Origin of the sequence: Pseudomonas sp. UBA1879 (assembly GCF_002338065.1) — a bacterium.
Lineage (GTDB): Bacteria > Pseudomonadota > Gammaproteobacteria > Pseudomonadales > Pseudomonadaceae > Aquipseudomonas.
Genome location: NZ_DDHJ01000013.1, coordinates 211761 through 228445 on the forward strand (window position 1 = coordinate 211761; position 16685 = coordinate 228445).

Consider the following 16685-nt stretch of genomic DNA (forward strand, 5'->3'; position numbering starts at 1 on the left):
TCCTCTTTGATTTCAAATAAAGCCGGACGGCGCCTGTCGGGCGCCGTCCAGTCATTCGTGATGCTTTGAAGTGTCAGTCACGCGCCGGGCTGGGCGCAATCACTTCCCGCGAGCCGTTGGTGTTCATGGCGGTCACGACACCGGCCATTTCCATGGCTTCGATCATGCGCGCTGCGCGGTTGTAGCCAATCTTGAGCTTGCGTTGCACCGCCGAAATGGACGCTCGACGGCTTTCCAGCACGAAGTTGACCGCCTCATCGTAGAGCGCATCGGTTTCAGCGTCGTCGCCGTCGCCCCCGCCGCCGCCACCGCCTTCGAAGCCACTGCCGGCTTCTTCGACGCCGTTGAGAATGTCGTCGTTGTATTGCGGGGTACCGCGCAGTTTCCAGGCTTCGACGACGCGGTGAACCTCGTCATCGGAGACGAAGGCGCCGTGCACCCGGATCGGCAAGCTGGTGCCCGGCGGCATGTACAGCATGTCACCGTGGCCGAGCAGTTGTTCGGCGCCACCCTGATCGATGATGGTCCGGGAGTCGATCTTGCTCGACACCTGAAACGCCATGCGCGTCGGAATGTTCGCCTTGATCAGGCCCGTGATCACGTCAACCGAAGGACGCTGAGTCGCGAGAATCAGGTGAATACCGGCTGCCCGGGCCTTCTGCGCGATTCGCGCGATCAGCTCTTCAACCTTCTTGCCGACGATCATCATCATGTCGGCAAATTCGTCGACCACCACGACGATGGTCGGCAGCTTGGTCAGCAGCGGCGCTTCATCGTGGATGCTTTCACGGTGGTACAGCGGATCTGAAATGGGTGTACCCGCCTCTTCCGCTTCCTTGATCTTGTGGTTGAAGCCCGACAGGTTACGCACGCCCATCTTGGCCATCAGCTTGTAGCGACGCTCCATCTCGGCCACCGACCAGCGCAGGGCGTTGGCAGCGTCTTTCATGTCGGTCACCACCGGGCACAGCAAGTGCGGGATGCCTTCATAGATCGACAACTCGAGCATTTTCGGGTCAATCATGATCAGCTTGGCGTCTTCAGGGCCAGACTTGAACAGGATCGACAGGATCATCGCGTTCACACCCACCGACTTCCCGGAGCCCGTCGTACCGGCGACCAACAAGTGCGGCATCTTGGCGAGGTCAGTGATGATCGGCTTGCCACCGATGTCATGGCCCAACGCCAGGGTGACCGGTGATTTGAAGTTGTCGTACTCGGGCGTCGACAGCACTTCCGAGAAGCGCACGATTTGGCGATCTTCGTTGGGAATCTCGATACCGACGGTGGTCTTGCCAGGAATCACCTCGACCACCCGTACGCTGGTCACGGCCAGTGACCGCGCGAGGTCCTTCGCCAGGTTGGCAATGCGGCTGACTTTGACGCCGGCAGCGGGCTGGATTTCATAACGGGTGATGACCGGGCCCGGATGAATCGAGTCCACGCTCACTTCAACGCCGAATTCCTTGAGCTTGATTTCCAGCAAGTGCCCCACGGCCGCGAGCGACTCTGGCGAATAATTGAGCTGTTTCTTTTCGGCAGGATCAAGGATCGAGATCGGTGGCAAGGTGCCTTCGACTGCACTGTCAACGAACAGAGGTGCCTGTTTCTCTTTCAACACGCGCTTGCTCGGCTCTGGCGGTTTGACCGGCGCCGGGGCGATGACCGCAGGAACGTGCTTCTCCCGGGCAGTCATATGCTCGCTCAAGGCTTGCTCGCGCTCTATCAGGCGTTCCTTGGCCTTGGCCTGCTCACGACGATCGGGCACCACAGGCGCGACCACTTCATCGACGCGCATGTCGACTTCGCGCAGTTGGGCAACCATCTGTTTGCGTTCGCTGCGCTCGGACCACCAACGATTCATCGCGCCCTGGAACAGCTCGAACAGGTCCAGGGTGATCTTGCCGGTGGTGTCCATCACCTTGAACCACGATAGATCGGTGAACACTGTCAAGCCGAAGAGAAACAGAGCAATGAACAGCAAGGTGCTGCCCTGCACGTTGAGCGCACGCTTGGCCAGATCGCCCAGCACCTCGCCCAACACGCCGCCGGCAGAGCCCGGCAGACCAGAGGCAGAGTGAAAATGAATATGCGCCAGCGCTGCCCCGGCCAGTATCAGAAACACCAGGCCAATCATGCGCCAGGAAAACAGCCAGCCGCTCCATTGCCACGGTTCGTGCCGCTGGCGGAACACCTGGTACGCCTTGACGCCAAGCAGGATCGGAAAGATGTAGGCAAAATAGCCCAACACCATGAACAGAATGTCAGCGGAGAACGCCCCAGCGCGGCCTGCGGCGTTTTGCACCTGCACGGAGCTGCTGGTGTGGCTCCAGCCCGGATCGGCCTGGTCGTAGGTCAACAGGGCCATCATCAAGTACAGGCACAGGAAGCCGAACGCGATCAGCGCACCTTCCTTGAGTCGGTAGTGCAAATGCTGCCGCCAAAGCGGAACGGGGCTGGGTGCAACGGTGGATTTCTTCAAAACGCTTCAATTCCTGCGCGTTGGCGCGAACATCGGGTGGTTGACTCTATACGACTGCATTGACGAAATAGTGCAGACCGATCCTGACAGGGTGGCGTTGAATACACGCTCGACAGGTGACAGAAAATGAGGTTAAACAGCATCGGGCATTGTACGGATTTGCGCGCTGCGTGCCACGTTAGTCTGGCGCGGACCTCGCCGATCTTCAAGCATCGATACCAACGGACAATTTGAGCATGCATTTTCTTTGCTGACAAAGGGTTATGACGTGTTTTTCCCGCGCTTCGCAGCTGTCGAATGGCCATGATGCAAACCTGCGTCTCAGATCCGCGCGCTGCGCCGCAACGCAGTGGCGGTTAACGGCCTGTGACCGCATTCCTGGCGCGTAGTTGCAGTTGCCCCTGCGCTCCCCTCCCCTCTCGCCGAATCGGAACGTTATGCTGACCTGGTTACAACGCGACACCCTTGATTTTCCTCCGCTGGAAAAAGCCATGCGCGAGCCGAACGGCTTGCTGGCAGGCGGTGGCGATCTGTCCGCCGATCGGCTGATCCAGGCTTACCGCCATGGCTGCTTTCCGTGGTATCAGCAGGGCCAGCCGATTCTCTGGTGGTCACCCGATCCGCGCACCGTCCTGTTTCCGGATGAGCTGCATGTTTCCCGTAGCCTGGCGAAGCTTTTGCGACAAGGGCGGTTCGAAGTGACGTTCGATCAGGATTTCGCCGCCGTCATTCGCGCCTGTGCAGGGCCTCGGGCTTATACCGACGAAACCTGGATCACCGGCCCCATGCAAGCGGCCTACGTCGAACTGCATGCCCGCGGCTTCGCGCACAGCGTCGAAGTATGGGAAAACGGTAGGCTGGTCGGCGGCCTGTATGGCTTGGCCATGGGTCAGCTGTTTTTCGGCGAATCGATGTTCAGCCATACCGACAACGCGTCCAAGGTCGGCTTTGCCACGCTGGTGCAGCATCTCAAGGCGTGGGGGTTTGTCCTGATCGACTGCCAGATGCCGACACAGCACTTGCAAAGCTTCGGCGCCCGTCCCATTTCGCGGCGAACTTTTGCGGACTACCTGAATAAACACCTCGATCTGACGCATTCCGCCGACTGGTTACCTAGGCGAGGTTGAGTCGGCTGGCATACACTCTTAACTAAAGTTTTTCTCGAGGGTTGATCATGACCGAGCTGGCGCGGCTTAAGTTTTATGCCACTCAACCCCACTCCTGTAGCTACCTGCCCGAAGAGCAAGCGACGACGCTGTTCCTCGATCCCAGCCAGCCGATGGACGTGCAGGTCTATGCCGACCTTTCCGACATGGGGTTTCGCCGCAGTGGCGACCATCTGTATCGCCCGCACTGCCAGAACTGCAGCGCCTGTGTGCCTGCGCGCATCCCGGTAGGCCTTTTCGCGCCCGACCGTCAGCAAAAACGCATTCTCAAGCGCAACGCGGACATCGAAGTCCTCAGCACCAAGCCGCATTTCAGCGAAGAATATTTCGACCTGTACCAGCGCTATATCGAGCAGCGTCATGCCGATGGCGACATGTACCCGCCCAGCCGCGATCAGTTTTCGACCTTTCTGGTCCGCGACTTGCCGTTCTCCCGTTTTTACGAATTCCGTCTTGAGGGGCGATTGAAGGCCGTCGCGGTCACTGATTTGCTGCCGAATGGTCTGTCTGCGGTCTACACGTTCTACGAGCCTTCCGAAGAACGCCGCAGCCTGGGACGTTATGCCATCCTTTGGCAAATTGCCGAAGCTGCGCGCCTGCAACTGCATGCGGTGTACCTTGGGTACTGGATAAAGAACTGCAAAAAGATGAATTACAAGACGCAATACCGGCCCATCGAGCTGTTGACCAACCAAAGATGGGTCACTCTTTACTGAATCCCTTGGCTTGCCCCTCACTTTTCGGGCACAATGCAGCCCGCTTTTGCCTGGCTGCCGTTTGCACCGGGCCATTCATTGGATACCGAGGGCTTTACTGCATGTCGAAAGAAGACAGCTTCGAAATGGAAGGCACTGTCGTCGACACCCTGCCCAACACCATGTTCCGTGTGGAGTTGGAAAATGGGCACGTCGTAACCGCGCACATCTCCGGCAAGATGCGCAAGAACTACATTCGTATTCTGACCGGCGATAAGGTCCGCGTTGAACTGACGCCGTATGACCTGAGCAAAGGGCGCATCACCTACCGCGCCCGCTAGCAGGTTCAAACAAAAACGCCCGGCTTATGACCGGGCGTTTTTGTTTGCCCGTCATTTATCGATAACACCTTTTCTCTACCTGTAGGAATGAGCCTGCTTACCAACGGGGTGCAGCTGAGAAGGATCAAACGTCCGACGCATTCTTCGTGAGCAAGCACACTCGCAGGATGCGATATCTACAGAAATCAGAAAGGCGCCACTGGGCGCCTTTCTGTTGTGTTGCCGCGAAACGTCAGGCCATCTCGGCCGTGGTTTCGTAGTCGAAGGTGATCTCGCCATCCTTATAGTCGATGTGAACCACACCGCCATGCTCGGACAACTCGCCAAAGAGGATTTCCTCGGCCAGTGGACGCTTGATCTTGTCCTGGATCAGGCGTGCCATCGGGCGAGCGCCCATTGCCGCATCATACCCACCTTCAGCCAAGTAACTCCTGGCCGCATCGGTAACCTCGAGCAGGACCCGCTTGTCTTCCAGCTGTGCCTGAAGTTCGGTGAGGAACTTGTCCACCACGCTTTTGATGACCTCATGGCTGAGGCGACCAAATTGGATGATGGTGTCCAGACGGTTGCGGAATTCTGGCGTAAAGCTCTTTTTGATGACCTCCATCGCATCAGAGGAGTGATCCTGATGGGTGAAACCAATCGAAGCGCGCGCCGCGGTTTCAGCACCGGCGTTGGTCGTCATGATCACGATCACATTGCGGAAATCCGCCTTGCGGCCGTTGTTGTCGGTCAGCGTGCCATGGTCCATCACCTGCAGCAGCAGGTTGAAGACTTCCGGGTGCGCTTTCTCGATTTCATCGAGCAGCAACACGCAATGAGGCTGCTTGGTAATGGCCTCGGTCAACAGACCGCCCTGATCGAACCCAACGTAGCCCGGCGGAGCACCGATCAGGCGCGACACGGTATGACGCTCCATGTATTCGGACATATCGAAACGCACCAGCTCGATTCCCAACGCCTTGGCCAACTGCCGCGCGGCCTCGGTCTTACCCACACCGGTAGGCCCCGCGAACAGGAACGAACCGACAGGCTTGTCTGGCGACTTGAGCCCGGCACGCGACAGCTTGATCGCCGTTGACAGCGAATCGATGGCCGCATCCTGGCCAAACACGGTCAACTTCAGATCGCGCTCCAGGTTACGCAGCAATTCCTTATCGGAACTGTTGACGTGTTTTGGAGGAATCCGCGCGATTTTCGCGACGATGTCTTCCACTTGCGGCACGTCGATGCGCTTGACCCGCGACTCGACCGGCTGCAGACGCTGATAGGCACCTGCCTCGTCAATGACGTCGATGGCCTTGTCGGGCATATGGCGATCATTGATGTAGCGCGACGCCAGTTCGGCAGCGGCACGCAGCGCTTCATCACTGTATTCGATGTTGTGGTGCTGCTCGAAACGGCCTTTCAGGCCACGCAGAATGCCGATGGTGTCTTCGACCGACGGCTCGGACACGTCAACTTTCTGGAAGCGACGGGCCAGCGCACGGTCTTTCTCGAAGATGCCGCGGAATTCCTGGAACGTGGTCGAACCGATGCAACGGATATCACCGGAAGACAGCAATGGCTTGAGCAGGTTGGAAGCGTCCATCACGCCGCCCGACGCAGCCCCGGCACCAATGATGGTGTGGATTTCGTCGATGAACAGAATGGCGTGCGGGCGTTTTTTCAATTCACCGAGCAACGCTTTGAAGCGCTTTTCGAAATCGCCACGGTATTTAGTACCGGCCAGCAATGCACCAAGGTCCAAGGAGTAGACGACGCTGTTGGACAGCAGGTCGGGCACTTGATTGTCGACAATGCGCTTGGCCAGACCTTCGGCGATGGCGGTTTTGCCGACACCGGCCTCACCGACCAGCAGCGGGTTGTTCTTACGACGGCGCGCGAGAATCTGAGCGACACGCTCGACTTCCAGCTCACGGCCAACGAGGGGATCGATGCGGCCCTGACGAGCCAACTCATTCAGGTTGCTGGCATAGGCATCCAGAGGATTGCCCGAAGAAGAAGACTCACCGCCCTCATCATCCTGCATATCTTGCTCACCTTCAGAGTGATCGCCCTGCCCAGGCACCTTGGAGATGCCGTGAGCGATGTAGTTGACGACATCGATACGGGCAACGCTCTGCTGTTTCAGCAGAAACACCGCCTGACTTTCCTGCTCGCTGAAGATCGCCACCAGCACATTGGCGCCAGTGACTTCACGCTTGCCGGAACTCTGCACATGGAAAACCGCACGTTGAAGCACACGCTGGAAGCCTAAAGTCGGTTGCGTCTCGCGATCCTCGTCATGGACAGGGATCAACGGCGTCGTGGAGTCGATGAACTCCTGAAGGTCGTGTTTGAGTTTGTCGAGGTTTGCGCCGCAGGCACGCAGAACAGTGGCGGCAGCCTCATTGTCCAATAGGGCCAGCAAGAGGTGCTCGACGGTCATGAATTCATGACGTTTGGAGCGGGCCTCTTTGAAAGCCAAATTGAGGGTGACTTCGAGCTCACGGTTTAACATAGCTTCACCTCTTACCCAAGTGTCCGGCGTTAACCGTCCTTCTCGATCTCACAGAGTAGCGGATGCTGGCTTTCCCTGGCGTATTGGTTGACCTGCATTGCCTTGGTCTCGGCGATGTCGCGGGTAAACAATCCACACACTGCCCGTCCCTCTGTATGGACGGCCAGCATGACCTTGGTCGCCAGCTCACGATTCAAATTGAAGAACACCTCCAGCACTTCGACAACGAAATCCATGGGTGTGTAGTCATCGTTGAACAAAACCACCTTGTACATCGGTGGCACCTGCAATGTCGGCTTGGCTTCCTGCACCGCGATGCCCGCCGCGTCGTCCTCATGGGACTGCGGGTCATCCTGATTGAATGTTAGTCGAATCTTGCTCATTGCATGCATGGTAAAGGACGTTCGTAGGGGACGAAATTAAATAGAGTGGTCATGATCATGCACATTATCGATTGGACCGTCACATGACCTTGACTATCGGCTAATCGGTGGTACAAACAATAGAACCCACATTGGGTAAAAAGGGTCCGCGCAGTCAACCAAAATTTTTTAGGTCCGGCGGATGAGAGGTGATGATACTCCCATCGGAGTCCTTTGCAGAGGGATGTGGTTATGACAAGCGGTAAAGTCAAGTGGTTTAACAACGCCAAGGGGTTTGGATTCATTATTGAAGACGGCAAGTCCGAGGACCTGTTCGCTCATTACTCCGCGATCAAGATGGAAGGGTATAAAACGCTCAAGGCCGGCCAGCCGGTCTTTTTCGAGATCATCCAGGGTCCGAAAGGCTTGCACGCTGTTGAAATCAAAGCGATGGATCAATCCAAACCAGCAACGACGCCCGCACCCAGTACGCAGCACGAACATAGCAAAGTTCACGCCTGAGCCGGACCGTTCAAGCGCGAGACTCTAAAACCGGTCAGCCTGTCATTGGGCTGACCGGTTTTTTTATGCGCGGTCACCGAGGTTCTCTATCTATAGAAGCCACACAGACCTGCAGAGACGGCAAAACTGGCCTCAGCCCGGGACTACTCCTGTACCGGCGTGCAGGATCGAGAACCCCTTCCCCCGTATCCAATGCTCCTTTAGTCGAAAACCGGCTTGCGATTCACGAAGCCTTCACTACGCTTCAACGACTGCGACAGTCTGCCGCAGACCCCGTGAGACGCGGGCTTCAAGGTTTTGCGGAATTTCTGCGGTGGCAACCGGGAGGCTGAACCGATCAACGCGAGCGTCGAGCGTTGACACTACTATCGTATTAATGGCCGGGACCGGTGGTATACTCGCCGCCGGTGACCACAGGGTCATTGGGGGCCGAGCCACCTGAAACGCGACTTTCAGCCCTCGAAGGCCGGACGCTCAACCCGCATTCGGTCGCTTGACGCTCGATTGATGAACCCCAAATCACGCGACGAAATTCTCGACTTTCGGCTCATCGTTTCCTTGGGCGAAAGTGCCTACCCTGCGCATCTCGAAATTTTGTGTACGCTCAGCAAAGAAGAGAGTTATCCCGAAAATGTCCAACCGCTCGAAGATCATCTATACCTTCACCGACGAAGCTCCTGCCCTCGCCACCTACTCACTGCTGCCGATCATCGAAGCGTTCACCGCTTCCGCTGACATCGCCGTCGAGACTCGCGACATCTCCCTTGCAGCCCGTATCCTTGCCAGCTTTCCTGAGCAGCTGGGCGACAAGAAGGTTTCCGACGATCTGGCAGAGCTGGGTGAACTGGCGACTACGCCGGAAGCCAATATCATCAAGCTGCCGAACATCAGCGCCTCGGTTCCACAACTGAAGGCCGCGATCAAGGAGCTGCAAGCCAAGGGCTACAACGTCCCCAACTACCCGGACGAAGTCGTCACCGAAGCCGACAAAGTCGCTCAGGCCGGCTACGACAAGGTCAAAGGCAGCGCCGTGAACCCGGTACTGCGTGAAGGTAACTCCGATCGCCGCGCCCCGCTTTCGGTCAAGAACTACGCGCGCAAGCACCCACACAAAATGGGCGCCTGGGCAGCAGACTCCAAGTCTCACGTTGCCCACATGGACAGCGGCGACTTCTACGGCAGCGAAAAATCCGCGCTGATCGAAAATGCAGGCTCCGTGAAGATCGAGCTGATCGGCAAAGATGGCAAGACCACCGTTCTGAAAGAAAAGACCCCGGTGTTGGCGGCTGAGATCATCGACTGCGCCGTCATGAGCAAAAAAGCCTTGCGCGCGTTCGTGGCCAAGGAAATCGAAGACGCCAAAAAACTCGGCGTTCTGTTCTCCGTGCACTTGAAAGCCACCATGATGAAGGTCTCCGACCCGATCATGTTCGGCGAGTTCGTGGCCGAGTACTACCAGGAAGCGCTGAACAAGCACGCCGAAGTCCTGAAGGAAATCGGTTTCAACCTGCACAACGGCATCGGCGACCTGTACGCCCGTATCAAGGACCTGCCGGCCGATCAGCAAGCGCAGATCGAAGCAGACGTCAAAGCCGTTTACGCGACCCGCCCTGCCCTGGCCATGGTCAACTCCGACAAAGGCATCACCAATCTGCACGTACCGAGCGACGTCATCGTCGACGCCTCGATGCCAGCGATGATTCGTGATTCCGGCAAGATGTGGAACAACGACGGCGTCCTGCAGGACACCAAGGCCGTGATCCCGGATCGCTGCTACGCCACCATCTACCAGGCTGTCATCGAAGACTGCAAGCAACACGGCGCATTCGATCCGACCACCATGGGCAGCGTGCCGAACGTTGGCCTCATGGCGCAAAAAGCCGAAGAGTACGGCTCCCACAACAAGACCTTCCAGATCGAAGCTGACGGCGTGGTTCGCGTCACCGACGACAAAGGTCAGGTGTTGATGGAGCAGAACGTTGAAGCGGGCGACATCTTCCGCATGTGCCAGACCAAAGACGCGCCAATCCAGGATTGGGTCAAACTGGCCGTCAACCGTTCGCGCCTGAGCAACACCCCGGCCATCTTCTGGCTGGACCCACAGCGCGCCCACGACGCCGTGATGATCAAGAAGGTCGAGCAGTACCTGAAGGATCACGACACCACGGGCCTGGACATCAGCATCAAATCGCCTGTCGACGCGATGAAGGTTTCCCTGGAGCGCATCCGCGCGGGCAAGGACACCATCTCGGTCACCGGTAACGTGCTGCGTGACTACCTCACCGACCTGTTCCCGATCATGGAACTGGGCACGAGCGCCAAGATGCTGTCGATCGTTCCGTTGATGAACGGCGGTGGTCTGTTCGAAACCGGCGCTGGCGGTTCGGCACCCAAGCACGTTCAACAGCTGAACGAAGAGAACTTCCTGCGTTGGGACTCGCTGGGCGAATTCCTGGCACTGGCCGCTTCTCTCGAGCACCTGGGCAACGCCTACAACAACCCGAAGGCGCTGGTACTTGCTACTGCCCTGGACAAGGCCACCGGCCAGTTCCTGGACAACAACAAGTCGCCTTCGCGCAAAGTGGGCGGTATTGATAACCGCGGCAGCCACTTCTACCTGGCGACCTACTGGGCTCAGGCCCTGGCCGCTCAGACCGAAGATAAAGAGCTGCAAGCCAAGTTCACCCAGCTGGCCAAGACCCTGACCGACAACGAAGCGACCATCGTCGCCGAGCTGAACGGCGTGCAGGGCAAGCCTCTGGACATCGGCGGCTATTACTTCGCCACCCCGGAACTGGCGAGCAAAGCCATGCGCCCAAGCAAGACCCTGAACGACGCCATCAGCGCGCTGAAGTAAGGTTCTGACGCTCGATTACAAACCCCGGCCCAGTGCCGGGGTTTGTGTTTCTGCGCACTTCTGCAATCCGGACCTATGGCCTGTGGGAGCGACTTGCTCGCGAAAGGGTCCTGAGCTTCAACATCACTGCCGACAGGCAAACCGCTTTCGCGAGCAAGCTCGCTCCCACAGTGGTTTACACCTGCCGCACGAGCGGAATATCCATGACCTGGCAACCCCACATCACTGTCGCCACCATCGTCGAAGACAACGGCCGCTTTCTCTTCGTTGAAGAAACCAAGCATGGCAAGCGTGTGCTCAATCAGCCCGCCGGCCATCTGGAACCGGACGAAACCCTGCGCGACGCCGCGATCCGCGAAACGCTGGAAGAAACTGCTTGGGACGTCGAATTGACCGGCGTAGTCGGCATTTATCTGTACACCGCCCCCGGCAACGGCGTGACCTACCAGCGCGTGTGCTTCGCTGCCAAACCGATCCAGCACCATCCAGAGCGCGACCTGGACACCGACATCGATGGCGCGCTGTGGCTGACCCGTGAGGAACTGGCGAGCCAACCCGACCGGTGGCGCAGCTATCTGGTACTCGAGTGCCTGGACGACTACCTGGCAGGCCCCGTGCACAGTCTCGACGTGGTACGCAATTGAATAGCTTTTAGCCTTGGCGCCCACTCCCTGCTAGAATCGCGTCCTTTTCCAAGCTACCCATCGAACTCCTATGTCTGATTCAGCCTTTTCCGATACAGAAAAGAAGCGCGTCATTGTCGGCATGTCCGGCGGCGTGGATTCTTCGGTCTCCGCCCTTCTGCTCATGGAGCAGGGGTATCAGGTGGAAGGCCTGTTCATGAAGAACTGGGAAGAAGACGACGGAACGGAATACTGCACCGCCATGGACGACCTCGCGGACGCCCAGGCCGTGTGCGACCGGATTGGGATCAAGCTGCACACGGTGAACTTTGCCGCCGAGTACTGGGATAACGTCTTTGAGCATTTCCTCGAAGAGTACAAGGCCGGACGCACGCCGAACCCGGACATCCTGTGCAACCGCGAAATCAAGTTCAAAGCCTTCCTCGATTACGCTTTCATGCTCGGTGCCGACCTGATCGCCACCGGTCATTACGTGCGCCGTCGCGACACCAACGGCCGCACCGAACTGCTCAAAGGCCTGGACCCCAACAAGGACCAAAGCTACTTCCTGCACGCCGTCGCGGGCGAACAGATTGCCAAGACGCTGTTCCCGGTCGGCGAGCTTGAGAAGCCGGAAGTCCGCGCCATTGCCGAGAAATACCAGCTGGCAACCGCCAAGAAGAAGGATTCCACCGGGATCTGCTTCATCGGCGAGCGTCGCTTCACCGATTTCCTCAAGCAGTACCTCCCGGCGCAACCGGGCGAGATCAAGACCACCCACGGTGAAGTCATCGGGCGCCACGCCGGCTTGATGTATCACACCATTGGTCAGCGTCAGGGCCTGGGCATCGGCGGCCTGAAAGACGCAGGCGACGCGCCGTGGTACGTGCTTGAAAAGGACCTGGTCAACAACGAATTGATCGTCGGCCAGGGCAATGAGCATCCCTGGCTGTTCTCCCGCGCCCTGCTTGCGTCGGAGATTTATTGGGTCAATCCGATCGACTTCAGCACCCCGCGCCAGTTGACCGCCAAGGTGCGTTACCGCCAGGGCGATCAACGCTGCACGCTGGAACGCACCGCCACCGGCTACCGCGCCACGTTCGACGAACCACAACGTGCCGTCACTCCGGGTCAGTCCGTGGTGTTCTACGACGGTGAAATCTGCCTCGGTGGCGGCGTCATCGAAATCGCCGAACCCTGGCACAGCAAGGACCCGCAGTGATGAGTCCGATTCAAGAGCAACTCACCGCACTGGGCGGCGTCTTTCAGGCTGCCGTGCTGGTGGACCGTATCGCCAAGACCGGCCAGGCCAGCGAGGCCGCCGTGGGCTGCCTGTTGGGCGGATTACTGGTCATGGACCCCAAGGACACCCTGGACGTTTTTGGCGGTGACGACCTGAACCTGCGCGAGGGCTATCGCGCACTGGCCAGCGCGCTGGAACGTGACCCAGGCACCCTGCAACGGGAGCCATTACGCTACGCCCTGGCCATGCTGGGGCTCGAACGCCAGCTGTCCAAGCGTGACGACATGCTGGAAACCATTGGCAAGCGGCTGCCGCAGATCCAGTCACAGGTCGAGCACTTCGGCATCGTTCACGAGAACGTGATCGCCGCCAGCGGCGCGCTCTATCAGGACACCCTCAGCACCTTGCGCCAGCGGATTCAGGTCCATGGCGACATGCGCAACCTGCAGCAACCCAACAATGCCTCGAAAATCCGGGCGCTGTTACTGGCCGGTATTCGCTGCGCGCGACTTTGGCGACAAGTGGGCGGTCACCGCTGGCAACTGGTCATCAGCCGTCGCAAGTTATTGAAAGAACTGTATCCGCTGATGCACGGCTGAATGCCACACCCCCGGAAATAACCCGTTACGCACACACGGCGCGATCCATCTCGGCCAGTCGGCCTCGGCTGACCCGAATTTTCATGTATGATACGCGCCCCATTTCGTTGCCCGACTGTCCGAGAGCACCCCATGCAGCTTTCTTCGCTCACTGCGGTTTCCCCTGTAGACGGCCGCTACGCCGGCAAAACCCAGGCCCTGCGCCCTATTTTCAGCGAATACGGCCTGATCCGTTTCCGCGCCCTCGTCGAGGTTCGCTGGCTTCAGCGCCTGGCGGCACACTCGCAAATCCCTGAAGTCCCGGCATTTTCCGCCGAAGCCAACGCTATCCTCGATGCATTGGCCGATGACTTCGCTCTTGAACACGCCGAGCGCGTTAAAGAGATCGAGCGCACCACCAACCACGACGTGAAGGCCATCGAATACCTGCTCAAGGAGCAGGCGGCCAAACTGCCGGAACTGGCTAAAGTCAGCGAATTCATTCACTTCGCCTGCACCAGCGAGGACATCAACAACCTGTCCCACGCGCTGATGCTGCGCGAAGGCCGCGACACCGTGCTGCTGCCGCTGATGCGTCAGATCGCCGACGCGATCCGCGAGCTGGCGATCCGTTTTGCCGCCGTGCCGATGCTGTCGCGCACCCACGGCCAGCCTGCCTCGCCGACCACCCTCGGCAAAGAGCTGGCGAACGTCGTCTACCGCCTGGAGCGCCAGATCGCTCAAGTCGCCGCCGTTCCGCTGCTGGGGAAAATCAACGGCGCCGTCGGCAACTACAACGCTCACCTGTCGGCCTACCCGGACATCGACTGGGAAGCCAACGCCCGCGCGTTCATCGAAGACGAACTGGGTCTGGGCTTCAACCCCTACACCACGCAGATCGAACCGCATGACTACATCGCCGAGCTGTTCGACGCCATTGCGCGCTACAACACGATCCTGATCGACTTCGACCGCGACATCTGGGGCTATATCTCCCTGGGTTACTTCAAGCAGAAGACCGTCGCCGGCGAAATCGGCTCATCGACCATGCCGCACAAGGTCAACCCGATCGACTTCGAAAACTCAGAAGGCAACCTGGGCATCGCCAACGCGCTGTTCCAGCACCTGGCGAGCAAGCTGCCGATTTCCCGCTGGCAGCGCGACCTGACCGACTCCACCGTGCTGCGCAACCTCGGCGTGGGCTTTGCCCACAGCGTGATCGCCTACGAAGCCAGCCTCAAGGGCATCGGCAAGCTGGAACTGAACGAGCAGAAGATCGCAGCCGATCTGGATGCGTGCTGGGAAGTACTGGCCGAGCCGATTCAGACCGTAATGCGCCGCTACGACATCGAGAACCCTTACGAAAAACTGAAAGAGCTGACCCGCGGCAAGGGCATCAGCCCGGAAGCATTACAGACTTTCATCGATGGCCTGGAGATGCCTGCCGACGCCAAGGCCGAGCTGAAAAAGCTCACCCCGGCGAATTACATCGGCAATGCCGTGGCACAAGCCCAGCGCATCTGACCCGACCGCCTACGCTCTGAACGCCCGGCCGAGCCGGGCGTTTTTATTCCAGTCTGGAAAACACGTTTTTTCAATAGGTTACACATGAATCCTGATATTCCTGTTCAGCTGCTCGGTGGCATCACTGCGCGCGAGTTTCTGCGCGATTACTGGCAGAAAAAACCCCTGCTGATCCGCCAAGCGATCCCGGACTTCGAAAGCCCGATCGACCCGGACGAACTGGCTGGCCTGGCGCTTGAAGAAGAAATCGAATCGCGCCTGATCATTGAGAATGGCGTGCGCCCGTGGGAATTGCGTCGAGGCCCGTTCGCCGAAGACGAGTTCAGCAAGCTGCCAGAAACAGAGTGGACGTTGCTGGTTCAAGCAGTCGACCAGTTCGTGCCAGAAGTCGGCGAACTGCTGGACAACTTCCGCTTTCTGCCCAGCTGGCGCATCGATGACGTGATGATCAGCTATGCAGCGCCGGGTGGCAGCGTCGGTCCGCACTTCGATAACTACGACGTTTTCCTGCTACAAGGCCACGGTAAGCGCCACTGGAAGATCGGCCAGATGTGCGATACCGACAGTCCACTGTTGGAGCATGCCGACTTGCGCATTCTCGCCGACTTCCAGGGCACCGATGAATGGACGCTGGAACCGGGCGACATGCTGTACCTGCCACCGCGTCTGGCTCATTGGGGAGTTGCCGTCGACGATTGCCTGACCTATTCCGTCGGATTCCGCGCCCCGAGCGCGGCCGAAGTGTTGACCCACTTCACCGACTTCCTCAGCCAGTTCATGTCCGACGAAGAACGCTACACCGATGCCGACGCCCAGCCGGTCAGCGATCCGCACCAGATCCAGCGCGACGCCCTGGATCGCTTGAAAGCGCTGCTCGCCGAACACATGAGTGACGAACGCCTGCTGCTGACCTGGTTCGGGCAGTTCATGACCGAGCCGCGTTACCCGGAGCTGGTGGTCGGTCCCGAGCTTGATGACGCCGAGCTGCTCGACAGCCTGGAACAGGGCGCGATCCTGATTCGCAACCCGAGCGCGCGCCTGGCTTGGTCTGAAGTCGATGAAGACCTGCTGTTGTTTGCCAGTGGCCAGAGCCGACTGCTGCCCGGTCGTCTGCGCGAGCTGTTGAAACTGGTCTGCTCAGCCGATGCACTGCATATCGACAATCTGGGTCACTGGCTGGCAGACGACGATGGTCGTCACCTGCTGTGTGAGCTGGTCAAACAAGGAAGTCTGGGGTTTGCTGATGAATAAGATCCACGTACGGGTAGCCGACTGGCAGAAAGACAACGCCGATATACGGCGTATTCGTGACGCTGTGTTCGTCGCCGAGCAATCGGTACCGCCCGAACTGGAATGGGACGCCGAAGATGCTGGCGCCCTGCACTTCCTGGCAATGGAGGGCGAGTATCCAATCGGTACCGCACGCCTGCTGCCAGACGGCGAAATCGGCCGGCTGTCAGTGCTCAAGGACTGGCGCGGTCTCAATGTCGGTGACGCACTGCTCCACTTCGTGATTGCCGAAGCCGAAAAGCGCGACCTCAACGTGCAGAAACTCAGCGCGCAGGTTTACGCGACGGCATTCTATGAGCGTTTTGGCTTCACCGTGGTCAGCGATGAGTTCCTCGAAGCCGGTTTGCCCCACGTTGATATGGTGCGCAGCTCGCACTGATCACATTCTGCTTGCGCGCACTCAGCGCCCCGCCGCCTTCGCGTCAGCTGACTATGCTGAAACGAGGACGCCGGGGCGTTCTGCTGTCTGCGATTCAATTTGCCCGTGTGCAGGCCGACA

Annotated in this window: 14 protein-coding genes; 11 read left to right on the forward strand and 3 right to left on the reverse strand. The window is 58.8% G+C overall.

The annotated features are described in order from the left end of the window. Positions 1-73: 73 nt before the first annotated feature. Positions 74-2482 (reverse strand): DNA translocase FtsK, encoded by a 2409-nt coding sequence (ftsK, locus tag B3N48_RS12940; protein ID WP_296184141.1) that lies wholly within the window; start codon positions 2480-2482, stop codon positions 74-76. Positions 2483-2919: 437 nt separating this feature from the next. Here ftsK and aat point away from each other — a divergent pair, with 437 nt between their 5' ends. The 3 genes from aat (at position 2920) to infA (ending at position 4684) form a co-directional block, all read left to right on the forward strand. Beyond that, positions 2920-3609, forward strand: a complete 690-nt coding sequence (gene aat, locus B3N48_RS12945) for a leucyl/phenylalanyl-tRNA--protein transferase (protein WP_296184143.1) — start codon at positions 2920-2922, stop codon at positions 3607-3609. A gap of 47 nt (positions 3610-3656) precedes the next feature. Continuing rightward, positions 3657-4364, forward strand: coding sequence for an arginyltransferase (locus B3N48_RS12950; RefSeq protein ID WP_296184144.1), 708 nt, complete (start codon positions 3657-3659; stop codon positions 4362-4364). 101 nt (positions 4365-4465) lie between these two features. Further along, a complete protein-coding gene (gene infA / locus B3N48_RS12955) occupies positions 4466-4684 on the forward strand; it encodes a translation initiation factor IF-1 (RefSeq protein ID WP_002553999.1) in 219 nt (72 codons plus the stop codon). A gap of 232 nt (positions 4685-4916) precedes the next feature. Here the strand turns inward: infA and clpA are convergent, their stop codons facing one another. Further along, a complete protein-coding gene (clpA, locus tag B3N48_RS12960; RefSeq protein ID WP_296184146.1) occupies positions 4917-7187 on the reverse strand; it encodes an ATP-dependent Clp protease ATP-binding subunit ClpA in 2271 nt (756 codons plus the stop codon). A gap of 29 nt (positions 7188-7216) precedes the next feature. Continuing rightward, the gene (gene clpS / locus B3N48_RS12965) at positions 7217-7579 is read right to left on the reverse strand and encodes an ATP-dependent Clp protease adapter ClpS (protein ID WP_296184148.1); all 363 of its coding nucleotides are present in this window, start codon (positions 7577-7579) and stop codon (positions 7217-7219) included. A 222-nt stretch (positions 7580-7801) separates the two neighbouring features. Between clpS and cspD the strand changes: the two genes are divergently transcribed. The 8 genes from cspD to B3N48_RS13005 all read left to right on the forward strand — a co-directional run bounded on the left by cspD (position 7802) and on the right by B3N48_RS13005 (position 16565). Next, positions 7802-8071 carry a cold shock domain-containing protein CspD gene (cspD, locus tag B3N48_RS12970; protein ID WP_296184149.1) on the forward strand — a complete coding sequence of 90 codons (270 nt, stop codon included), beginning with the start codon at positions 7802-7804 and terminating at the stop codon, positions 8069-8071. Positions 8072-8702: 631 nt separating this feature from the next. Then, positions 8703-10928: an NADP-dependent isocitrate dehydrogenase gene (locus B3N48_RS12975; RefSeq protein WP_296184150.1), complete on the forward strand. Its 2226-nt coding sequence runs from the start codon at positions 8703-8705 to the stop codon at positions 10926-10928. A gap of 203 nt (positions 10929-11131) precedes the next feature. Further along, positions 11132-11572 (forward strand): NUDIX hydrolase, encoded by a 441-nt coding sequence (locus B3N48_RS12980; protein ID WP_296184152.1) that lies wholly within the window; start codon positions 11132-11134, stop codon positions 11570-11572. 70 nt (positions 11573-11642) lie between these two features. After that, the gene (mnmA, locus tag B3N48_RS12985) at positions 11643-12773 is read left to right on the forward strand and encodes a tRNA 2-thiouridine(34) synthase MnmA (protein WP_296184153.1); all 1131 of its coding nucleotides are present in this window, start codon (positions 11643-11645) and stop codon (positions 12771-12773) included. Further along, entirely contained in the window at positions 12773-13393 is a 621-nt protein-coding gene (gene hflD / locus B3N48_RS12990; RefSeq protein ID WP_296184154.1) for a high frequency lysogenization protein HflD, read from the forward strand. Before mnmA ends, hflD begins: the two co-directional genes overlap by 1 nt. A 132-nt stretch (positions 13394-13525) precedes the next feature. Continuing rightward, positions 13526-14896, forward strand: a complete 1371-nt coding sequence (gene purB / locus B3N48_RS12995) for an adenylosuccinate lyase (RefSeq protein WP_296184156.1) — start codon at positions 13526-13528, stop codon at positions 14894-14896. Between the two features lie 84 nt (positions 14897-14980). Continuing rightward, entirely contained in the window at positions 14981-16147 is a 1167-nt protein-coding gene (locus B3N48_RS13000; protein ID WP_296184159.1) for a cupin domain-containing protein, read from the forward strand. Then, positions 16140-16565 (forward strand): GNAT family N-acetyltransferase, encoded by a 426-nt coding sequence (locus B3N48_RS13005; RefSeq protein WP_296184160.1) that lies wholly within the window; start codon positions 16140-16142, stop codon positions 16563-16565. Before B3N48_RS13000 ends, B3N48_RS13005 begins: the two co-directional genes overlap by 8 nt. Positions 16566-16685 lie beyond the last annotated feature (120 nt).